Here is a 20,426-nt window from a genome sequence, read left to right on the forward strand (position 1 = left end):
CATAACGTTTGGCTCTTATACTTCTTCAGATTTTACTGTTTTACAGCCAGATAGCTCCTTCCTAAACGCACATCTCGCAAACTGACATATTGCACATTTTGCTCACCTTAAGAAAATCTTAAGTCATTTTTTTCCTGTTGACTGTTTCTGCTATTTCGCTATAATCAACAGTATCGTACAGATAGCACATGTCTTAAATGTGCCGAAATAGAGGCGAGATTCTTAGGAATCTTGTCTCTATTTTTTTGTCTAGCTTCCCGAGCTAGCTCTCTTCGACAATAAGACGAGTCAGCCTCATGATAAAAAGCATCATGTGTCTGGCTCGAGCTTATTGCTCGAGAGCTGAACGAGCTCGTTCAGCTTTTCTACTTGTCTAGCTTTACGAGCAAGCTTTTTTCAAAATAAACAAAGAGGTGAAAGAAATGAAACAAACAAGATCATTCAATGTGTACCTGGCCATTCTTGCTACCGGTATACTGACATTCAGCGGTGTATTGATTGAAACAGCAATGAATGTTACATTCCCCACATTAATCAAGCAATTTACTATCAGTACCGTACAGGTACAATGGGTGACCACGATTTATTTATTGATGATTTCTATTATTGTTCCGCTGTCTTCTTTCTTAACAAAGAACTACAGCATGAGAAAACTATTTACCAGTGCCATCATTCTCTTTATTCTTGGTGTTGCCATTAATTGTATTCCCATTAGTTTTTCCCTGTTGCTTCTCGGTAGAGTTTTTCAAGGAATCGCTACCGGTATTGCTCTACCACTAATGTTTTCGATTATCTTAACAAAAGTACCTATCAAAAATAGAGGAATGATGATTGGTGTCGGCACCTTGACAACCTCAATTGCACCAGCATTGGGTCCAACCTATGGCGGATTATTGACCTCTACCAGGGGCTGGTCTTATATCTATATCTTTTTATTGCCAATACTGGCAGCAGCAGCTCTAGTCGGTTTCTATGCTATACCGGAGGAACCTGTTAAAAAGACAGAACAGCTCAATCTATCAGCTGCTTTCGCACTTGCTGTGATGTTCAGTTCTCTACTGTTATCCTTCAACTATGTTAAACATCCAGTCTTCTGGCTTATCTTAACCATCGGAATCGGAAGTGCGTTTGTCTTCTACGAATGCAACAAAAAACAACCACTATTAAATTTATCAGTCTTTACAAATCAGGCATTTAGGCGCTGTCTGTTTGGCTTTCTAGTATTTCAAGCCATGCTTTTAGGTGTCTCTTTTATCATTCCTAATTTTATGCAGATTGTTTTTGAGGTACCTGCTTCTCAAGCTGGCGGCATGATGTTTCCCGGAGCATTAGTAGGAGCTGTCTTTGCACCAATTTCCGGAAAAATTCTTGACCAGTTAGGTGCAAAAAGACCCGTCCTGATAGGCTTGCTTCTATCACTTATCGGCTGGGGCTTACTCTCCATTTTGCTAACCGGCGGCATTATTCCTTTGATTATCGCCTGCCACGTCCTTTTTATGGTTGGCCTTGGATTAGCCTACAGCAATCTGATGACTGTTGGACTGTCGGCAACTTCCAGTGACAAGCAAAGCGACGGCAATGCTATCTTTAGTACCCTGCAGCAGTTTATTGGTGCTGTTTCAACAGCCTTTGCCGCCCTCATCATGAATCTTTCACAAAAATCTGCAAGTGATTTGGCAAAAGGGACTAGTGCCGGTGCTAAGCTGACACTGCTTTGTTTATTCGGATTGCTGCTTCTCAGCTTTGTGGTTCTTTTCATTCAACTCGTTATCCAGCCAAAACGGGCAGTATAGGAAGGCTGAACGATTGACTTCAAAATGAGCCGAAGACTGAACGGTCTTCGGCTCATTTTTACTATTTTACTATCATACATTAACACGTTATTTTTTAAAGAGAGGTAGCATTCGCATCCAGTCCATCGGAATCCTCGGTTTCATCTAAAGACGGAATTAACCCTTCCGGTAGAGACTCAAGGATATCTTCAACGGTTGGGATTTCAAAGCCTTCCGGTTTTTCTTCAGACCAGGTTTTTCCACCATCTGTCGAATACTTCATTTTCCCATCCTCGCCCTTTGCAATTACACTATTTTCAGGAACTTCCAGTCCTTCCGGTACTTCTTCAGACCAAGTCTCCCCGCCATCTGTCGAATAGACGACCTTTCCATCCTGCAGCTTCATCAAGATTCCTTCTGCCACCGACATCGTAAAGCCATTCTCTATCCAATCCTCAATATCCTGTAACGGATCAGACCAGGTTTTTCCACCATCCTCTGAGTATCTCCATTTGCCATTGGACGGATCAAATTCCGATACCTGCTTGCCACCTTCACTTTGCCAAGTGACTGTGCCATCTTTTGCGATATCTACGCCTTCTGGGGCTTCATCAGTCCATGTCTTACCTCCATCAGAAGAAAATTGCCATGAATCATTCTCCCGTTTCATGATGACATTGTTGCCAGATTCATCAACAAATGGAAACTCAGCAATTTCCCCTTCTGACTTACTGTTCATCCCTTTTATTTTGTCAGATTCATAATATAAACGACCGTCATCGCCTTCATAGATACCTTCCGGAGGTGTTTCCGACCAAGTGTCGCCATCATCCGAAGAAAACTGCCATTTATTATTGTTCCTTCTAATTTTCGTTCCTTCAAGGCTGGCTTTCTTCTCTGCCGATGAAGTCACATTGATTGCCGGAGCAGCAGCCTCCTCTGCCAAAGCTGTATTTTTCCCTGCATGATAGGCTCCTAGAGCCAGTCCGGCAACTAAGATGACTGCACCGATTCTCACGCCCACAGGTATCTGCTTCAATGAACGCCATGTCCGACCAGTGAAGAAGCCTTTATTTTTCTTGCTATTGAATGGTTTGTTTTTCATATTGATTTCCTCTTTTCCATTAGTTTATTTTCTATGTCCACTATATCTATCAAACCTTTAGCGAACCTCTAATTAGAAAAGCTGAATGAGCTCGTTCAACTCTCGAGCAATAAGTTCAAGCCAGACACATGATGCTTTTTATCATGAGGCTCACTTGCCTTATTGTCGAAGAGAGCTAGCTCGGGAAGCTAGACAAGCAAAAAAGCTGAGCAGAGCGGGAATTTCTAAGCAAAGCTTGTAGGAACAAGAAGCTTTGTATCGAGAATCGAACGAAGTAAGACTCGTAGATACAATTATTCTAAAGCTTGCAAAAAGATTTTTGCCAATGATGATAAGTTCCAATGATTTTCCTGCTAAGCTTGGAGGCAAGAGAACAAAATTCAGGCTTCATTCAAGTTTGATTGTCTATACTTTCTACGGTACGACTAATTCATCCACAGAAATTTAGCAGAATATGGTAGGATAAAGTACATTAAGAAGAAAGAAATTATTTTAAGAGGAGAGCAAAAAATGAAGCTTCTGTTAGTTGAAGATGAAGAAATGATTGCTGAAGCAGTGGCTCAAATGCTGAAAAAGGATGGCTATTCTGTAGATATTGCTGCGGATGGCGAATATGGCTTAGACTGCCTGCTTTCCGGTATTTATGATATTGCGGTATTAGATATCATGCTGCCGAAAATGGACGGTATCGCTCTGCTAAAGCAGGCGCGCACGCAAGGAATCGATATTCCGATACTGATGCTGACAGCCAAAGGAGAGCTGATGGATCGTGTTGAAGGCTTAAATAGCGGAGCCGATGATTATCTTGGCAAACCATTTCAATACGAGGAACTGATTGCCCGTCTGCGAGCCCTTGGGAGAAGAAAAAGCGTCTATCACGAGGACGGTCTTCTGACAGCTGGCGATATCATATTGAATCCGTATACTTGCGTTCTGACAAAAGAAGAACAGGCAGTCAAGCTAACAAATAAGGAAGCTGCCATTCTGGAAATATTGATTGCCAATCATCCCAAATTATCTACCAAGGAAGGTTTTATTGAGAAAATCTGGGGCTTTGATTCTGAAGCAGAAGATAAGCATGTGGAGATTCATATTTCGTTACTGCGAAAAAAATTGAAGGAAATCCACAGCGATACACAAATAAAGGTTATCCGCCGCTTGGGTTACCTATTAGAATTTCCAACGAGGTGATGTATGTTAAAAAAATTCCGAAACCGATTAATCCTAATGATTATGGGCTTGATTACGATTATTCTGGTCATTGCACTACTTGCCGTTTACACCGTGACCTCACTAAGACTTCAATCAGAAAATGAGGAACGCTTAAATCGTACGGAAGAGCTCTATATCACGGATGGCGAGCTGCAATTTGACGATACACTGACGAATGAAACAACCGAGGATGGGCAATTGACCTTTAATCGAATTTCTCCCGGACTTGGTGTTTATTTCAATATGCTCGTGGACAAGGATGGGCAACTGGTTATGATTGATTCCACCGTCAAGCTCTCACAAAAACAATATGAGAAAGCGGCACAGCTTGCCTGGAAAAATCAAAAGGGCGGAGTCGTTCAGCTTGCCGATCGAGAATGGCAGTATGCTGTAGCACCCGCCGTTGCTTCTTTGATTACCGACCAGAAACAACGAATTAGTCAACAGAAGCCGACCTATCAAATCCGCTTCTTAGACATTACAGATTCAAAAAATGTTTTGGCTTCGTTACGGCGTACCTTGCTAATCGTTGGTGGACTCCTGCTGATTTTCTTTTCCCTATTGACTGTCTTTTTCTCCAATTATGCAGTCAAACCAATTGCCCAGGCATGGAAGAAGCAGCAGCAATTCATCACAGATGCTTCGCACGAGCTGAAAACACCACTAAGCATCATTCGGGCAAATACAGATGTACTTTATGCGAACAAATCAGAAAAAATTGAAGACCAAATCAAATGGGTAGACTATATTTCCAAGGGGACAAAGCGAATGGAGAATTTAGTAAATAGCCTGCTTTATCAGGCACGAGTAGACACAACAGATCCTGAACTGACTTTTACCGAAACAGAAATAGCCGAGCTGCTGCAACAGGTATTTGCTTCTTATGAATACCGGTTATCCGTAAAAAATATTTCTCTCGAAACAAATGTTACACCTACGATACTGAAAACTGAACCAACACTACTAAAGAAGCTGTTGGAAATCTTAATGGATAATGCGGTGAAATATACCGATAAAGACGGCATAATTACGGTTCGTCTGCTAGCAGAAAAAAATTCAGTCACAATCCTTGTGAAAAATTCCGGTGAAGGAATCACAGCGGAGCACTTGCCGAAGCTGTTTGACCGCTTTTATCGGGTCGATGAATCCAGACACAGTGAAAACAGCTATGGATTGGGACTGTCAATTGCTAAAGGGATTACCGAACAATTACGCGGTGACCTTTCCGTAGAAAGCCAACCCGGAGCATACACATCATTTAAAATTAAGCTGCCGAAAAAAGGGTAGCAGCCTTTCCAAACAACGAAGAATCACAAAAGAACAGTCATCCGTAAAGCGCAGCCAATTGTGCGTTACGGATGACTGTTTTTTCTCAGAACTGCATCTTAGCTCCGTATTTTTTCAGACGCATCTCACGAATCGCATGAACCTTTTCCACAATTTCTGACTCTCCGGAGTGATATGCCTTATGGACTTCAGCTGACACTGTCAGCAGATTTTGCTCGTAGTCTGTTCCATTCTGTGAAACAAAAATCAGATGATGGATAGCCAGTTCGCCATCACTTGCCGGTATGCGTATACCATGACGATTATATTGTGCCAAATCTTCACCGCTAATCTGACAGAAAAATCGATCCCGACAAGCTATTCGATAGGGCAGACTGGCCATATGACGCTTCGTAAAGGTTGCTTGTGAATAATTGCGGGAACAGCTGTCTCGGCAAAAAGAGCGTCGACCTTGCGGCAATTCTTTTCCGCACCACTTACAAATAGTTGCTGCCTCACGCAAATCACATTGATTATAGCCCAGTGCTTCTCCAAACTGCCGCTCATATTCCGCCAAGCTCAGCCAGCTGCGTTGAAAGCCCCAGTCATTTTTTCGAAGCTGACTGCCTTTGCCTTTATAGCTGTGTTTTTCCGGCAATGCCTGAACGAGCTTTGCCAACAATTGGTTTTCTTCAGCGGTGGTCGATTTGCTCAAGGGTATTTTCTTAAACATCTGATTCTCCAGTCTGTAAATCGTTCGACAGCGAAAACACAGACATACCAGCTCTTGGCCTGTCTCGGGAAACAGAACCTCTAATTTACGTTGACAGCTTGGACAATTCGCCCCAACTGCTTTCACTCGCTTATATGACATCTTATTCCAGCACTCCTACCTATGTATGTATATAACAGATTATTCCTTACTTCTCCTAGAAAAACAACCACTTGCTTTGAATCAAAATTTCCAGCCCGCCTTTACAATTAACTTATTTCGCGCTATCCTACCAAAAAAGGAGGTCTTTCCATGACAATTGATTTAACTCGTGAACAGCGACAGGAGCTTTGGCAGCAGCTGTCTCCGCTTCAGCAGGAGACATTGCAGCAGTTCAAAAGATATCGGATGCAATCATTGTTTCTGACCGAAAATTTTTTAAAGGATGAAGAATGGTTATTTGTTGATTTTAAAGAAAACCCGCTGTATCCTCACGGCGAGGAAGGAAAGCTTTTTTGCCGTTGTGGTCGTGAGTTGAAATATCAGTTCCTATTGGTTTCCGAAAAAACCGGTGAATCATTAGCTTTAGGGTCTACTCATTTTTCTCAGCATCTAGGTGTTTCCCCTAAAGTTGCGCAGCAGGTACAATCCGGTATCCATCAATTAGATCGTGGGGTGGATTTAATTTTACTAAGCGTGGCAAGGGGACTGCACTTCCCAAAACGCTATTACAATCTCTTTATTAATCGCGGACTGAAAAAGCGATGCAGCCCAGCCTTTCTTGAGCGTTTGGCAGCCTTCGCTAAAGCTGATTTGCCCCTCTATGAAGAGGACAATCAGGAGCTGGTTGACTGCCTAAAAAAATCCGGCTTTAAAATCGAAACACTTGGGTCGCCGTCAGCTACACCTCCCGTGGATAATGCCTTGAAAAAGCTGATTGCCTTGATTCAATACTATGAAATCGGTGAATTAATCGCTTACGAAGAAATCGAAGCAGAACTAAAGGTCTCATCTAAAGATTTAACTCGTTGGCTGGGACTCCTTGAAACTGAAAAATTTCCAGTTCAACTGAAAGAAGTTAATACGTGTTATTACCGAATCAAATGAACCTTCTAAAAAGTCAGAAAAGCCGCTTTGCCTTTCTAGCTCTATCCACTGGTTCATGAAATTATGCTTATCAGGCTGAGCTTTTTATCAAGCTATTTTGATTAACTCAATCTGCTTAAAAGAGAGCAATTGAAGTGCCAACTGAGTTGCTTCTCTTCATTTTTTTATCGGTCCGATTATTTCATATGCTCATTACATAATTAGTTTAATTAAGCAAAGCATCAGTGTATATCTCGTGCCCAAAATATTGAGCACTGCTCCTTTTAGGCGCCATTTCCAGCAAACAAAAAGGTATCACTGATGGATACCTTTTTTTACTTTTACTTATTCATTGTTTTTAGCCGCGCTACCTCTAAATAGCACCAACCACTCGATGAGGAATATACGGCTCTTCTAAATAGGCAATTTCATCTGCTGCCAATGTTAAATCGATAGCCGGAAGAGCGTCCAACAAATGGCTCTCCTTGGTTGCGCCAATGATTGGTGCAACAACTGCCTCCTTTTGAAGCAGCCAGGCCAAGGCCACCTGTGCACGCAGTACACCATGATTCTCAGCAATTTCAGCAACCCGTTGCACGATTATTTTATCCTGTGCTTCTGTACCATCATATTTAGACTTCGCTGTGCTATCCGTCAAAAATCGCTTGGTCGTCGCTTCCCAATCCCGTGTCAATCGACCTGCTGCTAAGGGACTATACGGTGTTACTGCAATCCCTTGATCCTCACACAATGGCAGCATTTCCCGTTCTTCCTCCCGATACAGCAGATTCAAATGATTTTGCATTGAAACAAACTTAGTCCAGCCGTTCTTCTCAGCGACTGCCTGGGCCTTCGCAAATTGCCAGGCATACATGGCAGAAGCACCGATGTAGCGGGCTCTTCCGGATTTCACGATATCATGCAAGGCTTCCATCGTCTCTTCAATCGGTGTATTGTAATCCCAACGGTGAATAATATACAAATCAACATAATCCATGTTTAATCGTTCCAAGCTCTGATCAATCTGATAAAAAAGAGCTTTTCGGGACAGACCACCGCTATTCGGTGCTTGCTTCATTTTCATGTAGGCTTTGGTCGCTACCACGATTTCATCACGCTTTGCATAAGCATTCAGAGCCTTACCAAGAATTTTTTCACTGGCTCCATAAGAGTAAATATTCGCTGTATCGAAAAAATTGATGCCCATATCCAGTGCTTTCTTTACAACTGGAAGACTTTCTTTTTCCTCCAGCACCCATTCATGAAACCCACTATTCGGATCACCAAATCCCATTGTTCCCAAACAAAGCTTTGATACGTCCATTCCAGTATTCCCTAGTTTTACATAGTCCATCCATTAACGCCTCCTCAATTATTATTTAGCGAATCAATATCCGTCGATGCTGCTGTTTCCTTTTGGTTTATAAAATCAGTGACTCGTTTTTGCAGAACCTCAATTGTACTAGCTAATGCCTGCGAGCCTAATACAATTCGTAATGGTGCAGGTTCGATGGCCGCACTCTCAATGATTCGAGCAGCCATCTTTTCCGGATCACCAGGTGCCAATCCATTTGTCTCATCCAGCATTGACAGAAACGCATGAGCCGGATTGCCGTTGTATTCAGTCATCAGCTTCGCCACCTTAGCACTCCCATAGCGAAATTCTGTACGTGCGCCTCCCGGTTCGATAAGTGTCATCCCAATATTAAATGGTGCCAGCTCCTGTGCGACAGACTCGCAGAAACCCTCAATTCCCCATTTTGTTGCGTGATACATCGAATTTCCGGGGAACGCTACCTGTCCTCCATAGGATGAAATCTGAATGAACCGTCCCTGCTGTTGTTTCCGAAAATATGGAATTGCTGCACGAATCAGCTGAATGGCACCAACTAAATTCGTATCAATAATCTGAGTCACCTCTTCATCACTCAATTCCTCCGCTGCACCAAACAGCCCATAACCGGCATTGCTGACAACAACATCAATCGTTCCTAAAGCATCAAATGCGTCTTCCACTAAGGATTTGATAGCTGCGGTATCTGTCACATCCAAAAAATATCGAAAGAAGGTATTCGGATACTTCTCCATCAGCTCCCTTACATTTTTATCCTTACGAACAGTTCCAACAACACGATCACCTTTCGCTAAGAGTTGTTTCGTCATTGCTAAACCAAAGCCGCTGCTGACTCCGGTAATTAACCATGTTTTTTGCATCGCTTACTCCTCCTCGTTATTCAATGTTTCTGCTGCTTCATTCAGACAACGCAACGCATTTAAACTGCGGGGATAGCCGATATATGGAATACATTGAGAAATAATGTTGATTAGAAAAGCCTTGTCATTCCCAATCCTCATATTTGCAGCAGCGTGTGCTGTCAGCTGAGGTTCACAGCCTCCCTGTGCTGCTAAAAAGCAAAAGGTCAATAGCTCTCTTTTTTGATAATTCAAACCGTTTCTTGTGTAATAGTCCCCAAAACAGTTGTCCGTCAGCCAGTGATTTATGTGGCGGCTTTCCTCCGGACCCGACTGAGCAAAGCCCCTCATTCCTTCACCAAAAATCGCAATTTGAACCGCTTCTCCCTTTTCAAGTCGATTCTCTGTCGTAGTCGTTCCTTGATTCGCCAAAGGCAAAGAAACTCCATGTGATACCAGTACCTCATTCGTCACTTTCAGAAAAGGAAAAACACGCCCAATTCCCAGATAAGGAACCGCTTGATACACAGTTTCCTTTATTTCTACAGGCGTAACACCAAAATTCATCGCTGCCGATAACATTGCCCGATACTCATCGATTCCCTGACAGCCGATTAATACCGCTAATATTGCCTGCATTCGTGTTTTATCCTCTAAATCATCACTAGTAACAACCTCATCAAACGTAAAATTATCAAACAGCTCAATAAACTCAGGATCTGTTTTAAGAAATGTAGATTGATAATTGGGAAACATTCGCTCGTGGTAGGCAATTGCTTTTTCTGTCATACTCATGATTTATCCTCGCTTCCTCTTATTCTGTTGCTACCCTTATTTTATCTTGTTGGAACAAAACAGCAATTTCTATTTGTAATGGTTTGCATAAGTTAAACTTATGCAAAAATCTCATTTCCAGTAGAAAGCTCATTCCTTTTCTACACTAACATTTTTACAGAAAAAAACTGTGTTAAGCATAGAAGGGATAGTTACCTCCTTAAAGCCTAAACACAGCGTTTTTTCTATTGCTTTGCCAGCAGCTGCTGAAGCAGTGCTGCAAATTCTTCAATGTAATAATTACTGCGCTTCTTTTGCCAAAAAGCACAGTATTTTCTAGTGATTGGCACTCGGTCCTTCATCAGAGGAATGCGGCGAATCGTTCCTACAGGCGGAGGCAGTGTTCCTACACTTTCAATGGGTAAGAAACCTCTATTTCCAGCAACCAACAGTCTTCCTTCATCCAAGCTTTCAGCGAATAAAAAGCTACCGTTAAAGCCCAAGGTGTTTCTATAGTATTCTTCCTCAGTTGCTTGCTGCTCCTTTGTCGCAATCAAAATGCAGGGACTATCCTTCAGCTCGGTCCACGTGAGCTCTTTCTGTTGACTTAAAGAATTTTGCATTGCTAACTCAGCGTACATTTCCGATTGGACCAATTCCAGATTCATATAGTCCTCGGAAAAGGCTCGACGTTGATCGCTTAAAACGATATCGACACTTTTCTGCAGCAGCTCATGGTAAAGCTCCTCATGCGTTCCATTGATAATACTCAGCGAAATCTCCGGATAACGCTCAGAAAATAGTGCAACGGCTTCATGAAGCTCCAATCCGCCATATACACGTAAATAACCTATCTTCAACTGCGACTCTTCACTTTCACCAATTTGCCTGGTTTCTCTTTTCAGCTTGGAGATATCCGTTAGAATCAGCTTGCTTTGACGATAGAAATGCTCCCCGGCAGGTGTCAGTTGAAAGCTCCGATGTTGTCTGAAGAGTAATTGAACCCCTAGCTCTTCCTCCAAGGATTGGATTTGCTGAGAAATGGCTGATTGGGAAATAAACAATGCTGCTGCAGCCTCTGTAAAGCTGTTATGTTCGACAACCGCAGTAAAATACTTCATTTGATTCAATAACACATCAGCCACCTCACCTTTTCTTTTTCTCTTTTCCTATTTTATCATTTTTCTGTTGATAAATGGTTCATTCGCTTCGGAATGATGGAAGTTAATTTTTTTTGCATACCTTGCAAGGCTACAGGCAAAAAAACATGAGCAAAACAGACTAAGGCGTTCCTCTCAGAAGTGTTCAGCTCACATTTTATATTTTTCTTTCCCAAATAAACTGTCTCTAATTTTAGTCGTCTCTTAGATGTGCCTTAAGAAACTGCCCCGTATAGCTATTTTCGCAAGCCGCTACGGTTTCCGGTGTTCCCTGAACAACAAGCGTACCGCCGTTCTCTCCTCCCTCTGGTCCAAGGTCGATAATCCAATCTGCATTACGAATAACTTGCTGATTATGCTCAATAATAAGCACTGTATGCCCGGCTTTGGTTAAGGTAGACAGAAGCTCAAGCTGCTGCTGAATATCGGAAAAATGTAAGCCGGCTGTTGGTTCATCCAGTACGTAAAGAACAGAACCGGTTGATTTTTTACACAGTACCTTCGCCAGCTTCACGCGCTGTGACTCGCCACCGGATAGTGTTTGAATCCCCTGACCAAGCTTGAGATACCCCAGACCAACCTCACATAAGGTTTGTAGTATTGCTGTCAGCTTTTCCTCTCCTTCAAAAAATAGTCGGGCTTCCTCTACCTGCAGCTCCAAGACCTCAAAAATACTCTTTTCTTTATAAAGTATCTCCAGTACGTGCTTCTTATAGCGCTTGCCATGACAAAGCGGACAGCTTGACGTAATATCTGCTGAAAATGGCACCTTGATTGTCTGTATCCCCTCACCTTTACAGGCATCGCATTGCCCCTCTTTGTTATTAAAACTGAAGAAGCTTGAACTTAGCTTTTCTGTCTTTGCCTGAGGTAGTCCGGCGAACAATGGACGCAGTTCATCTAACAGCCCCATAAAGGTTGCCAACACTGAACGCCTGTTACCTGAGAGGGGCGTTTGGGAAGCATGAATGACATGCTTCATATCCTCTGCGCCTTCGATACTGCTGCAATAGTGATGTACTGATTGGCTCTTGTTGCTGGCTTCTATGGCTGGAACAAGGACCTTCTCCGCCAATGTACTCTTCCCTGAACCACTGACTCCTGTGAGACAGGTAATCTGTCCCTTTGGAAAACGGATATCCAGCTTCTTCAAGTTGTTTCCTTTCGCACCCTGTACATGTACCCAATTAGTTTTTTCAGTTATTTCCGTCTGTTCAATCTGAATTTTTTGCCGTCCTGTTAAAAATTGGGCGGTTTGTGTTTCCGCTGTAACAAGATTTTTAGGCTCTCCCTGCCAGATAATTTCACCGCCATGCAGTCCGGCTTTCGGACCAATTTCAAGCAACCAATCCACCTGTTGCAAAATTGTTTCCTCATGCTCTACAACCATCACTGTATTGCCCGCTGTTTTCAACTCGTTCAAAATATGCAAAATATTAGAATAATCTCTTGGATGCAGACCTGCCGTTGGTTCATCCATGATATACAGCAAACCGGAAAGTCCGATACCCAGCTGAGCAACAAGCTTCAAACGCTGCAGCTCACCACCTGAAAGAGTTGGTAGTGCTCGATTTAAGCTTAGATAAGACAACCCAATTTTCTTAAGACGAACCGCCTGCTGATAGATTTCCTGAAGAAGACTGCGACTTAGCTCCCGTTCATGAACGGTCAGCTGATTAGGTAAATTTACTGCCCACTCCAGTAACTCCTCAATGGTTAATGCGGTTGTCTGAGGATAGCGCAGACCGGCTATCGTCACCATACGCCCTTCACGTGCAAGCCGCTCGCCTTCACAGTTCGGGCATTCTACAGCCTCCATATATTCTTCCGTAATTTGCGCTGCCGCCGCTCCTCCTTTTTTCAGCAGCCTGTTCAGTACAGGAATCGCTCCCTCTACTGCTCTGGTGATTGTACCGCTGCGACCATTTTTAGGATGCACATAGCTCCATGAAACCTCTAGCTCTCCACTTCCATACAATGCAATCTGGCGAAAATCTTCCGGCAGCTCATTCCAAGGAAGCTCGAGATTGACACCCTGTAACTCTGCCAGTGCAAGCAATTCTCCTCGCATCCAGTTTGCTGTCGGCTTTTCTCTAAAGGCTCGAACATCTCCCCAATAATCTGAAGCACCATCCAACAATGAGCGCTCCGGGCGAGCCACAACCCGTGCCGGATCAATCGCAATAGTCTTTCCTAAGCCATTACAGATACTACACATGCTTTCCGGGTTATTGAAGCTGAATAGCGCAGGGGTTATTTCAAAGAGAATCGTTTGACAATGGTAGCACATCTCACGATTTTGCAGCAAAATTGGACTGTCGTCATCAATAGACAGATAAAAAGCCCCCTTACCTCTATCAAGTGCCTGTGCTACATAATGTTCCCAACGTACCAACTGCCCTTTATGACTCTGAAAAATGATTTCCTTGTCTTTATAAGAAAGCAGCTTCAGCTCTTGCTTTACCGCTAGCTGGTGAAGGAGCTCTGCAAGTTCATCCTGACTTTTCGGCCGCACTGCTTTTCCACATTTTGGACAATGGCGATGACCAATCGTGGTATATAACAAACGCAGGCGATCTTGAATATGGGTAAATGTTCCTACCGTTGCTCGAGGATTCCGACCAATCGCACGCTGGGCAATCGCTACAGCAGGTGGCAGACCTGTAATTGTATCGACATCCGGTCTCTCTCCACTATCTGCCGTCTCTGAAAAGCGCAGACGACTTTCAGCGTACAGTGTGTCAAAGGCAAGGCTGGATTTGCCGCTGCCGCTGACACCGGCTACAGCAATTAGTTTTCCTTTAGGAATTACTGCGTGGATATTTTTTAAATTATTCTGCCGAGCACCATCGATGACAATAGCATCTGACTGCCTATTTTCAACTGGCATCTCTTCAAAAAAATCAAAACTATGAACAGGCTTTTCCTCCTTCAAGAAGGAAGTCAGCTGTTCTTCTTCGCTGTCATCCAGCGTCAATTTTTCGTTCCTCTCTTCCAGCTCCATCTCTTTATATTCAGGCCAGTGTGCCAGCCATGAAGGGACGGAATAATCTGCGATAGCATCGACCGATGGTACATAGGCTCTGACATCAATCAATGGTGTGTCATCAAAGCAATCCAGACCGGCGACTTCAATGAATTGTTCCTTTTTATCAACCCCTAAAACTTGTATAACAGTCAAAGCAATCGGATTCGGACGGACAGGGGAACGAGAAGCAAATATTCCACTGCGTGGCGCGTTTTCATAAGGTGGTTCACCTTGAACAATCCGACGATATTCTTTTTTATCAAAGCCGGAAAACCACCATAACAGCTTGACGTATTCATTGTTACCAATAACTGATAGAAAGCCTTCAAAATCCTTTGGATAGAGATAATAGTGCCCTTGCTTTTTTCGAATAATCCCTCCGTTAGGAAGTAACAGCTGCTCAAATCCACCAGCTTTTTCAGCTGTGTCTGGTTGTGCAACGCCCTCCTTCTGTTCAATGAGCAAACGATCTTCACAGGGCATGTAAGGTTTGATATCATAAATTTGATTTCCTTCCAATACTCCGCATGCTTCCGGCAAAACAATGATTCCCTTTTTTTCATCTACCTCCAGCATTCGGCAGACCCGCACGCATAATTGACCATGACCGTCACTAAAAATAAAAGTCGCATGGCTAAATAGAGATAGATTTTTCAAAGCCGCAATTAATCGTTCCTCCACCAGTCCAACAATCAAACAATCGATTCCTCTTCTCGCTGTTCCAATCGCCTTCATCTCATAATTTTTCATCGAACCCCTCCTTAAGTCTGCTGAGCTCCATCAGAATCTCAGCTGTGTACCTCATGATAAAGCCTCACATGATGTGAGGGTCAAGTCCTAAATAATGAGACCCTTCAGACGCCCAATCCCTTTTTAGCACAAGAAAAACCGAAGCAGTCAACCGAGCTGCTTCGGACTTCGTGTGTCTATTACTTTAGAATTTTTTGGTTAGCGTTTGACATGCTACTCCGTCTTCCAGATAAGTTTCCGAAGACTGGACATAACCATTTTTTTCATAAAACTCAACGGCTGTCAATTCTGCGTGAATATCCAACTGCACTATGCCTTCAGAAACAGCATATTCCTCCATCAATTGAATCAGCTTTGAGCCCAGATGACGTCCGCGATATTCTTTCAGTGTCGCCACTCTTGTAATTTGAGCGACTTTATCCTCATTTTTAATGAATCGTGCCGTTGCCACCGGGAGATTGTCTTTATAAGCAACCGCGTATGTCGTACCATCTACATCTTTTTCATCAAATTCATCAGCAATCGCAATTTCTCTTTCCAACACAAACACATTCATCCGAACAAACAGAGCTGCTGCACGCTGCCACGGCGTATTATTGAGTAGAAACGTAAATGAATCCATGATAAATCCCTCCCTAATAAATTATCGGTTACACAACTTAATCCTTATAGGTTGATTCTATCAAGCTTCGATGAACCCTGTCTATACTTAAAAGCCCATTCTGCAAATAAAATCAGTAAAATCCCGCCAATTAAACAGGTACCGAAACATTTTTAATAAGGTACTTGACTTTTAAGGAAGGTACCTGTATATTATCGTGAGTAAGGTACCTTAGTAAAAACTAACTGCTGATACAGAGAAATATTCCTGTACCAGCTATTGGAGGAAAGACAATGGGAAAAATTATCAAACGAATGTCTATCAGCAAAGCCATTATTGCAATCATCTTCTTATTGATTCAAGCTGGCTGTGATTTATACATTCCAACACTCACGGCAAGCATGATTAATCAAGGGGTTGTGGCTGCTGATATGGGGGCAATTATACAGATTGGAGGAATCATGCTGAGCTTCTCTCTCGCAAGTGTCGTCGCCGCACTTCTAAATACTTACATCTCAGCAAAAGTGGCTTATCGCTTAGGCAATGATCTGCGGGAGGCTGTCTATCGTAAAATCACCGCCTTCTCCAATGTAGAGTTCGATCGTTTCAGTGCTTCTTCACTAATTACCAGAAACACAAACGATGTGACTCAAGTTCAGTCACTGGTTGAGATGGGGTTAAAATTTTTAATTCTAACACCTATTTATCTGATTGGCGGTATCTACTTATCTTTCCGCTTAAGTCCGGCACTGACAAGCGCCTACTTGATTGTTGTACCTATCCTTCTAGGTATTGCTTTTCTAATCTTTCATTTCACCAATCCGCTGTTTGAAAAAATGCAGACAAGTATTGATAATTTGAACAGAATCTTCAAAGAAGGATTAACAGGTATCAAGGTCATTCATGCCTTCAACAAAGAGGAAGCAGAATATCAACGCTATGAAGCAGAAAACGCGTCGTATACAAAAGTTTCTATTCGTTCCAACACGATATTGAATTTCCTCATGCCCTTTATGTCGTTAGCTATGAGTCTTGTCACGATAGCTATCACTTGGTTTGGAGCTGGCTTCATCGATAACGGTTCAATGGAAATCGGTACATTGATTGGTGTGACTGCCTATACTTCTCAAATCTTGATGGGTGTCGCTCTTTTGACAAATATTGTTTCTTCTATTCCACGAGGACAGGTTTCTGCTCGACGAATCAACGAAGTTCTTGATTTGCCATTAGCTTTGGCAGATGGTGCGCAAGAAATAACGGAGGAATCCGCTGCACCGTTACTGACCTTTGACCATGTTTCCTTTCGCTATGAAGGAGCAGAAAAGGATGTGCTCGAAGCTATCTCATTTACTGTCAACCAAGGAGAGTCGCTGGCGATTATCGGCAGTACTGGTTCCGGAAAAACGACATTAGTCAATTTATTGTCTCGCTTTTATACGGTATCAACAGGAACTATCAGTCTATCAGGTCAAAACATCAATGAATTGAAGGAGAGCTCGCTTAGAAATTTAATCAGCTTGGTCCCACAAAAAAATACATTATTCTTTGGAACAGTACGTGATAATCTTCTCCTTGCTCGTCCTGAAGCAACGGATGAACAGATTTGGCAAGCACTGGAGTTGGCAAAAGCGGCTGATTTTGTTCAGTCTGCCAACGGATTAGATACTGCGGTTGAGAAAAACGGTGATAACTTTTCCGGTGGGCAAAGACAGCGTTTGTGTTTGGCTCGTGCATTTTTGAAGGAAGCAGCAATCTATATCTTTGATGACTCCTTCTCAGCACTGGATTTTAAGACTGATGCGTTGATTCAGCAAAATTTGAGATTGAACTTTCAACAAGCTGTGAAAATCATCGTTGCACAGCGAATCGCTACAGTCAGAAATGCTAACAAAATTTTGGTGATGAATGAAGGGAAAATCGTCGGCTATGGTACCCATGAAGAGCTGGCAGCAACTAATGCGGTTTATCAGGAAATCATGCAATCCCAAACGGAAGAGAAAGGAGCTGCTGCATAATGGCAAAAGCAATGAATAATAAAGGAATGGGACGAGGCGGGATGCGCCATGGCGGATTAGTTGAAAAGCCTAAAAAACCGTTGAAAACGATCCTCCGCTTAATGAGCTACATCAAAGGAAGCACATGGCTGTTAGTCTCTGCGCTGCTTTTAGCCATTGGCGGCACTGTAATGCAGGTCTTGAGTCCGCAAATGCTGGGGCAGGCGACCAGTTTGATTTTTCAGAATGTCAGCAATGGTGAGCACATTCAATTTACACGCTTGACCCAAATACTGCTGACTGTAGCCTTCCTCTATTTCGGAAAATTTATCACAGATGCCTTGCAGTCAACAGCAATGACAGCCGCTTCACAAAAAACGACCCAACGGCTACGAAACGATTTGAAGAAAAAAATCAATCAGCTGTCCAGCGCTTACTTTGATAAGCATTCTAACGGCAACCTGATGTCGATTGCCATCAATGACTTGGACAATATTGCTACGACATTGCAGCAAAGTATTATCCAATTGATTTCCAGTGTCATTTTACTCGTGGGAACGATTTGGATGATGCTGACGATTAGTTGGCAGCTTACCTTGCTGGCCTGCTTGATTTTGCCAGCCAGTGTATTGGTTACCAAGCTGTTGACACCTCGAACACAAGCAAATTTTCGTGCATATCTAAAAACACAAGGCGCACTCAATGGACAAATCGAAGAAACCTTTAACGGGCATGAAATAATCAAAAGCTTCAGCAACCAAAAAGAAGCCATCGCTGACTTTCAGAAGCTGAATGAAGAGATGTATGAAACTGGCTGGAAATCCAAGTTTTTTGGCGGCTCCATGATGCCTGCCATGATTTTTTTGAAAAATTTTCTTTATGTAATCATCGCTTCTGCCGGTGCCTGGCAAGTGGCAGCTAGTCGAATCCTGATTGGGAATCTACAGGCCTTTCTACAATACTCTTCACAGTTTTCACAACCAATCAGCCAGTTTTCAATGATTTGGAATGGTCTTTTATCCACTGTTGCATCTGCTGAACGAGTATTTGATGTTCTTGATGCAGAAGAACGAATCAGCTATGACCAAGAAGCCTTTCCTAATCACCCTGCCGACACTGCCGAAGTCCGTTTCGAACATGTACAATTCGGCTATTCTCCGGATCAGCTTGTAATGAAAGACTTTTCTTTAGCAGTCAATCAAGGCGAGCTGACAGCGATTGTTGGTCATACTGGTGCCGGGAAAACTACCCTCGTTCATTTGCTACAGCGTTTCTATGAAATATCTGGCGGTAGTATTCGAATCAAAGGAACCGATATTCGCAACCTGAGTCATGAAGCACTGCATAAAAAAATTGGGATGGTTCTGCAAGAAACATGGTTATTCTCCGGAACAATCTATGACAATATTCGCTATGGTAATCCTGAAGCGACGGATGAACAAATTTACGCAGCTGCCAAAGCGGCCTTTGTCGATGATTTTGTTCGGAAGCTGCCAGAAGGATACCAAACGATGCTGAACGAAGAAATCAGCAACATTTCTCAAGGGCAAAAACAATTGATAACGATTGCTCGCGCCTTTCTTTCCGATCCTGAAATCTTGATTCTGGATGAAGCAACCTCCAATGTTGATACTCGAACAGAGCTGCTAATCCAAAGAGCCATGCGAAAATTATTGAAGGGGCGCACCAGTTTTGTAATTGCTCACCGTTTATCAACGATTTATGATGCCGATAAAATCATCGTAATGGATCAAGGTGATGTTGTAGAAACCGGCACACATCGTGAGTTGCTGGAGATGTCCGGTGTATACGAAGATATTTACAACAGCCAATACCAAGGTGCCGCATAAATATTTAGTAAGGTACTTGACTTTTAAAGAAGGTACCTGTATAATTCGTTTCATAAGGTACCTGAACGGTATCTCATCACACTAAATAAACAGGAGGAATGCAACATGACCGATTACGAATATAGTTTTTTAGAAAAATACCTGTACCTAGAAGGATTACTGCACCGCTACTTTGCTTGGAAGAGAAGAGAACAAGGTCCGCACGCCAATCCGCATAAAGGACAAGGAAGAATTTTGAGTATCCTGAAGCTACAGCCGGAAATCACACAAAAAGAAATGACCTTTTTATTAGATATGCGCCCTCAATCTTTAGGAGAACTGTTGACGAAGCTGGAAAAAGCCGGTTTTATCACGCGTGAACCATCTGAAGAGGACCGTCGAGTGATGGTTGTAAAACTGACAGATGCCGGAGCGGAAGAGGCAGAAAAGATGAATGATACAAAAGAAGAAACCATCTTTGATGTGCTGACAGAGGAAGAGCAAGAACAATTCAGCGCAATCATCGACAAGCTGACAAAAGCAGTTGAAGCAGAAATGCCGGAAGATGCGGGCCGCTCTGGTCGTCCTGATGGTCGCGGCTTTGGTTTTGGCGGCTATCGAGGTGGTGGGCGTAGAGGCTTTGGGCCAAACGGAATGGAAGACTTTGAGCCTCGCACCGCTAAAGGCTTCCCTGGTTTCGGTCCAGGACACAGACCTTTCCATCCACATGATGGACACCACCACCCATTTGAAGGCTTTTCTGATGAACCTTTAAAAGATAACGAATAAACGCTGTTCAATCAATTTTTTACAGAAAGGGATGATGCCGATGGTAAGCATTATTATCTGGGTACTGTTCGGTGAACGTATCAACAATTATTATGAAGCGCACTAAATGAGTCACTAATTTAGTCGTATTCCTATCCATCAACTTTTTATAGTTC

At 42.9% G+C, this 20,426-nt stretch carries 15 protein-coding genes; 7 read left to right on the forward strand and 8 right to left on the reverse strand.

Translation table 11 applies throughout. The features are described 5' to 3' along the window. Positions 1 to 422 precede the first annotated feature (422 nt). Positions 423 to 1,793: an MFS transporter gene (locus IW510_RS03120; protein ID WP_202056814.1), complete on the forward strand. Its 1,371-nt coding sequence runs from the start codon at positions 423 to 425 to the stop codon at positions 1,791 to 1,793. A 94-nt stretch (positions 1,794 to 1,887) separates the two neighbouring features. Here the strand turns inward: IW510_RS03120 and IW510_RS03125 are convergent, their stop codons facing one another. Further along, a complete protein-coding gene (locus tag IW510_RS03125; protein ID WP_202056815.1) occupies positions 1,888 to 2,877 on the reverse strand; it encodes a sialidase family protein in 990 nt (329 codons plus the stop codon). Positions 2,878 to 3,387: 510 nt separating this feature from the next. Between IW510_RS03125 and IW510_RS03130 the strand changes: the two genes are divergently transcribed. Both IW510_RS03130 and IW510_RS03135 read left to right on the forward strand, forming a co-directional pair. Next, the gene (locus IW510_RS03130) at positions 3,388 to 4,068 is read left to right on the forward strand and encodes a response regulator transcription factor (RefSeq protein WP_202056816.1); all 681 of its coding nucleotides are present in this window, start codon (positions 3,388 to 3,390) and stop codon (positions 4,066 to 4,068) included. 3 nt (positions 4,069 to 4,071) lie between these two features. Continuing rightward, on the forward strand, positions 4,072 to 5,376 hold the full coding sequence (locus tag IW510_RS03135) for a sensor histidine kinase (protein WP_202056818.1): 1,305 nt from the start codon (positions 4,072 to 4,074) through the stop codon (positions 5,374 to 5,376). Between the two features lie 85 nt (positions 5,377 to 5,461). Here the strand turns inward: IW510_RS03135 and IW510_RS03140 are convergent, their stop codons facing one another. Continuing rightward, complete coding sequence (locus tag IW510_RS03140; protein ID WP_202056820.1) at positions 5,462 to 6,229, reverse strand: hypothetical protein; 768 nt, start codon at positions 6,227 to 6,229, stop codon at positions 5,462 to 5,464. Between the two features lie 150 nt (positions 6,230 to 6,379). On the opposite strand from IW510_RS03140, the gene IW510_RS03145 reads away from it, so the two are divergent. Beyond that, the gene (locus tag IW510_RS03145) at positions 6,380 to 7,174 is read left to right on the forward strand and encodes a hypothetical protein (protein ID WP_202056822.1); all 795 of its coding nucleotides are present in this window, start codon (positions 6,380 to 6,382) and stop codon (positions 7,172 to 7,174) included. 352 nt (positions 7,175 to 7,526) lie between these two features. Here IW510_RS03145 and IW510_RS03150 read toward each other — a convergent pair whose 3' ends face one another. The 6 genes from IW510_RS03150 to IW510_RS03175 form a co-directional block, all read right to left on the reverse strand. Then, complete coding sequence (locus tag IW510_RS03150) at positions 7,527 to 8,507, reverse strand: aldo/keto reductase (RefSeq protein WP_202056824.1); 981 nt, start codon at positions 8,505 to 8,507, stop codon at positions 7,527 to 7,529. A 14-nt stretch (positions 8,508 to 8,521) separates the two neighbouring features. Then, positions 8,522 to 9,367: an SDR family oxidoreductase gene (locus tag IW510_RS03155; RefSeq protein WP_202056826.1), complete on the reverse strand. Its 846-nt coding sequence runs from the start codon at positions 9,365 to 9,367 to the stop codon at positions 8,522 to 8,524. Positions 9,368 to 9,370: 3 nt separating this feature from the next. Further along, positions 9,371 to 10,141, reverse strand: a complete 771-nt coding sequence (locus IW510_RS03160) for a carboxymuconolactone decarboxylase family protein (protein WP_202056828.1) — start codon at positions 10,139 to 10,141, stop codon at positions 9,371 to 9,373. A gap of 224 nt (positions 10,142 to 10,365) precedes the next feature. Further along, a complete protein-coding gene (locus IW510_RS03165; protein ID WP_202056829.1) occupies positions 10,366 to 11,256 on the reverse strand; it encodes a LysR family transcriptional regulator in 891 nt (296 codons plus the stop codon). Positions 11,257 to 11,473: 217 nt separating this feature from the next. Continuing rightward, positions 11,474 to 15,058 carry a TrmO family methyltransferase domain-containing protein gene (locus IW510_RS03170; protein ID WP_202056835.1) on the reverse strand — a complete coding sequence of 1,195 codons (3,585 nt, stop codon included), beginning with the start codon at positions 15,056 to 15,058 and terminating at the stop codon, positions 11,474 to 11,476. A 184-nt stretch (positions 15,059 to 15,242) separates the two neighbouring features. Further along, positions 15,243 to 15,680: a GNAT family N-acetyltransferase gene (locus IW510_RS03175; RefSeq protein ID WP_202056843.1), complete on the reverse strand. Its 438-nt coding sequence runs from the start codon at positions 15,678 to 15,680 to the stop codon at positions 15,243 to 15,245. Between the two features lie 272 nt (positions 15,681 to 15,952). Here IW510_RS03175 and IW510_RS03180 point away from each other — a divergent pair, with 272 nt between their 5' ends. The 3 genes from IW510_RS03180 (at position 15,953) to IW510_RS03190 (ending at position 20,271) form a co-directional block, all read left to right on the forward strand. Next, a complete protein-coding gene (locus IW510_RS03180; RefSeq protein WP_202056845.1) occupies positions 15,953 to 17,674 on the forward strand; it encodes an ABC transporter ATP-binding protein in 1,722 nt (573 codons plus the stop codon). Beyond that, complete coding sequence (locus IW510_RS03185) at positions 17,674 to 19,503, forward strand: ABC transporter ATP-binding protein (RefSeq protein ID WP_236674587.1); 1,830 nt, start codon at positions 17,674 to 17,676, stop codon at positions 19,501 to 19,503. Before IW510_RS03180 ends, IW510_RS03185 begins: the two co-directional genes overlap by 1 nt. Before the next feature lie 105 nt (positions 19,504 to 19,608). Continuing rightward, positions 19,609 to 20,271 carry a MarR family winged helix-turn-helix transcriptional regulator gene (locus tag IW510_RS03190; RefSeq protein ID WP_202056847.1) on the forward strand — a complete coding sequence of 221 codons (663 nt, stop codon included), beginning with the start codon at positions 19,609 to 19,611 and terminating at the stop codon, positions 20,269 to 20,271. Positions 20,272 to 20,426 lie beyond the last annotated feature (155 nt).

Origin of the sequence: Enterococcus sp. BWR-S5 (assembly GCF_016745255.1) — a bacterium.
In the GTDB taxonomy this organism is placed as follows: Bacteria; Bacillota; Bacilli; order Lactobacillales; family Enterococcaceae; genus Enterococcus_L.

Excerpts from the sequence above, each read along its gene's own strand:
- IW510_RS03120 (WP_202056814.1), top strand. The coding sequence starts at position 423 with ATGAAACAAACAAGATCATTCAATGTGTACCTGGCCATTCTTGCTACC.
- IW510_RS03125 (WP_202056815.1), bottom strand. The coding sequence starts at position 2,877 with ATGAAAAACAAACCATTCAATAGCAAGAAAAATAAAGGCTTCTTCACT.
- IW510_RS03130 (WP_202056816.1), top strand. The coding sequence starts at position 3,388 with ATGAAGCTTCTGTTAGTTGAAGATGAAGAAATGATTGCTGAAGCAGTG.
- IW510_RS03135 (WP_202056818.1), top strand. The coding sequence starts at position 4,072 with ATGTTAAAAAAATTCCGAAACCGATTAATCCTAATGATTATGGGCTTG.
- IW510_RS03140 (WP_202056820.1), bottom strand. The coding sequence starts at position 6,229 with ATGTCATATAAGCGAGTGAAAGCAGTTGGGGCGAATTGTCCAAGCTGT.
- IW510_RS03145 (WP_202056822.1), top strand. The coding sequence starts at position 6,380 with ATGACAATTGATTTAACTCGTGAACAGCGACAGGAGCTTTGGCAGCAG.
- IW510_RS03150 (WP_202056824.1), bottom strand. The coding sequence starts at position 8,507 with ATGGACTATGTAAAACTAGGGAATACTGGAATGGACGTATCAAAGCTT.
- IW510_RS03155 (WP_202056826.1), bottom strand. The coding sequence starts at position 9,367 with ATGCAAAAAACATGGTTAATTACCGGAGTCAGCAGCGGCTTTGGTTTA.
- IW510_RS03160 (WP_202056828.1), bottom strand. The coding sequence starts at position 10,141 with ATGAGTATGACAGAAAAAGCAATTGCCTACCACGAGCGAATGTTTCCC.
- IW510_RS03170 (WP_202056835.1), bottom strand. The coding sequence starts at position 15,058 with ATGAAAAATTATGAGATGAAGGCGATTGGAACAGCGAGAAGAGGAATC.
- IW510_RS03175 (WP_202056843.1), bottom strand. The coding sequence starts at position 15,680 with ATGGATTCATTTACGTTTCTACTCAATAATACGCCGTGGCAGCGTGCA.
- IW510_RS03180 (WP_202056845.1), top strand. The coding sequence starts at position 15,953 with ATGGGAAAAATTATCAAACGAATGTCTATCAGCAAAGCCATTATTGCA.
- IW510_RS03185 (WP_236674587.1), top strand. The coding sequence starts at position 17,674 with ATGGCAAAAGCAATGAATAATAAAGGAATGGGACGAGGCGGGATGCGC.
- IW510_RS03190 (WP_202056847.1), top strand. The coding sequence starts at position 19,609 with ATGACCGATTACGAATATAGTTTTTTAGAAAAATACCTGTACCTAGAA.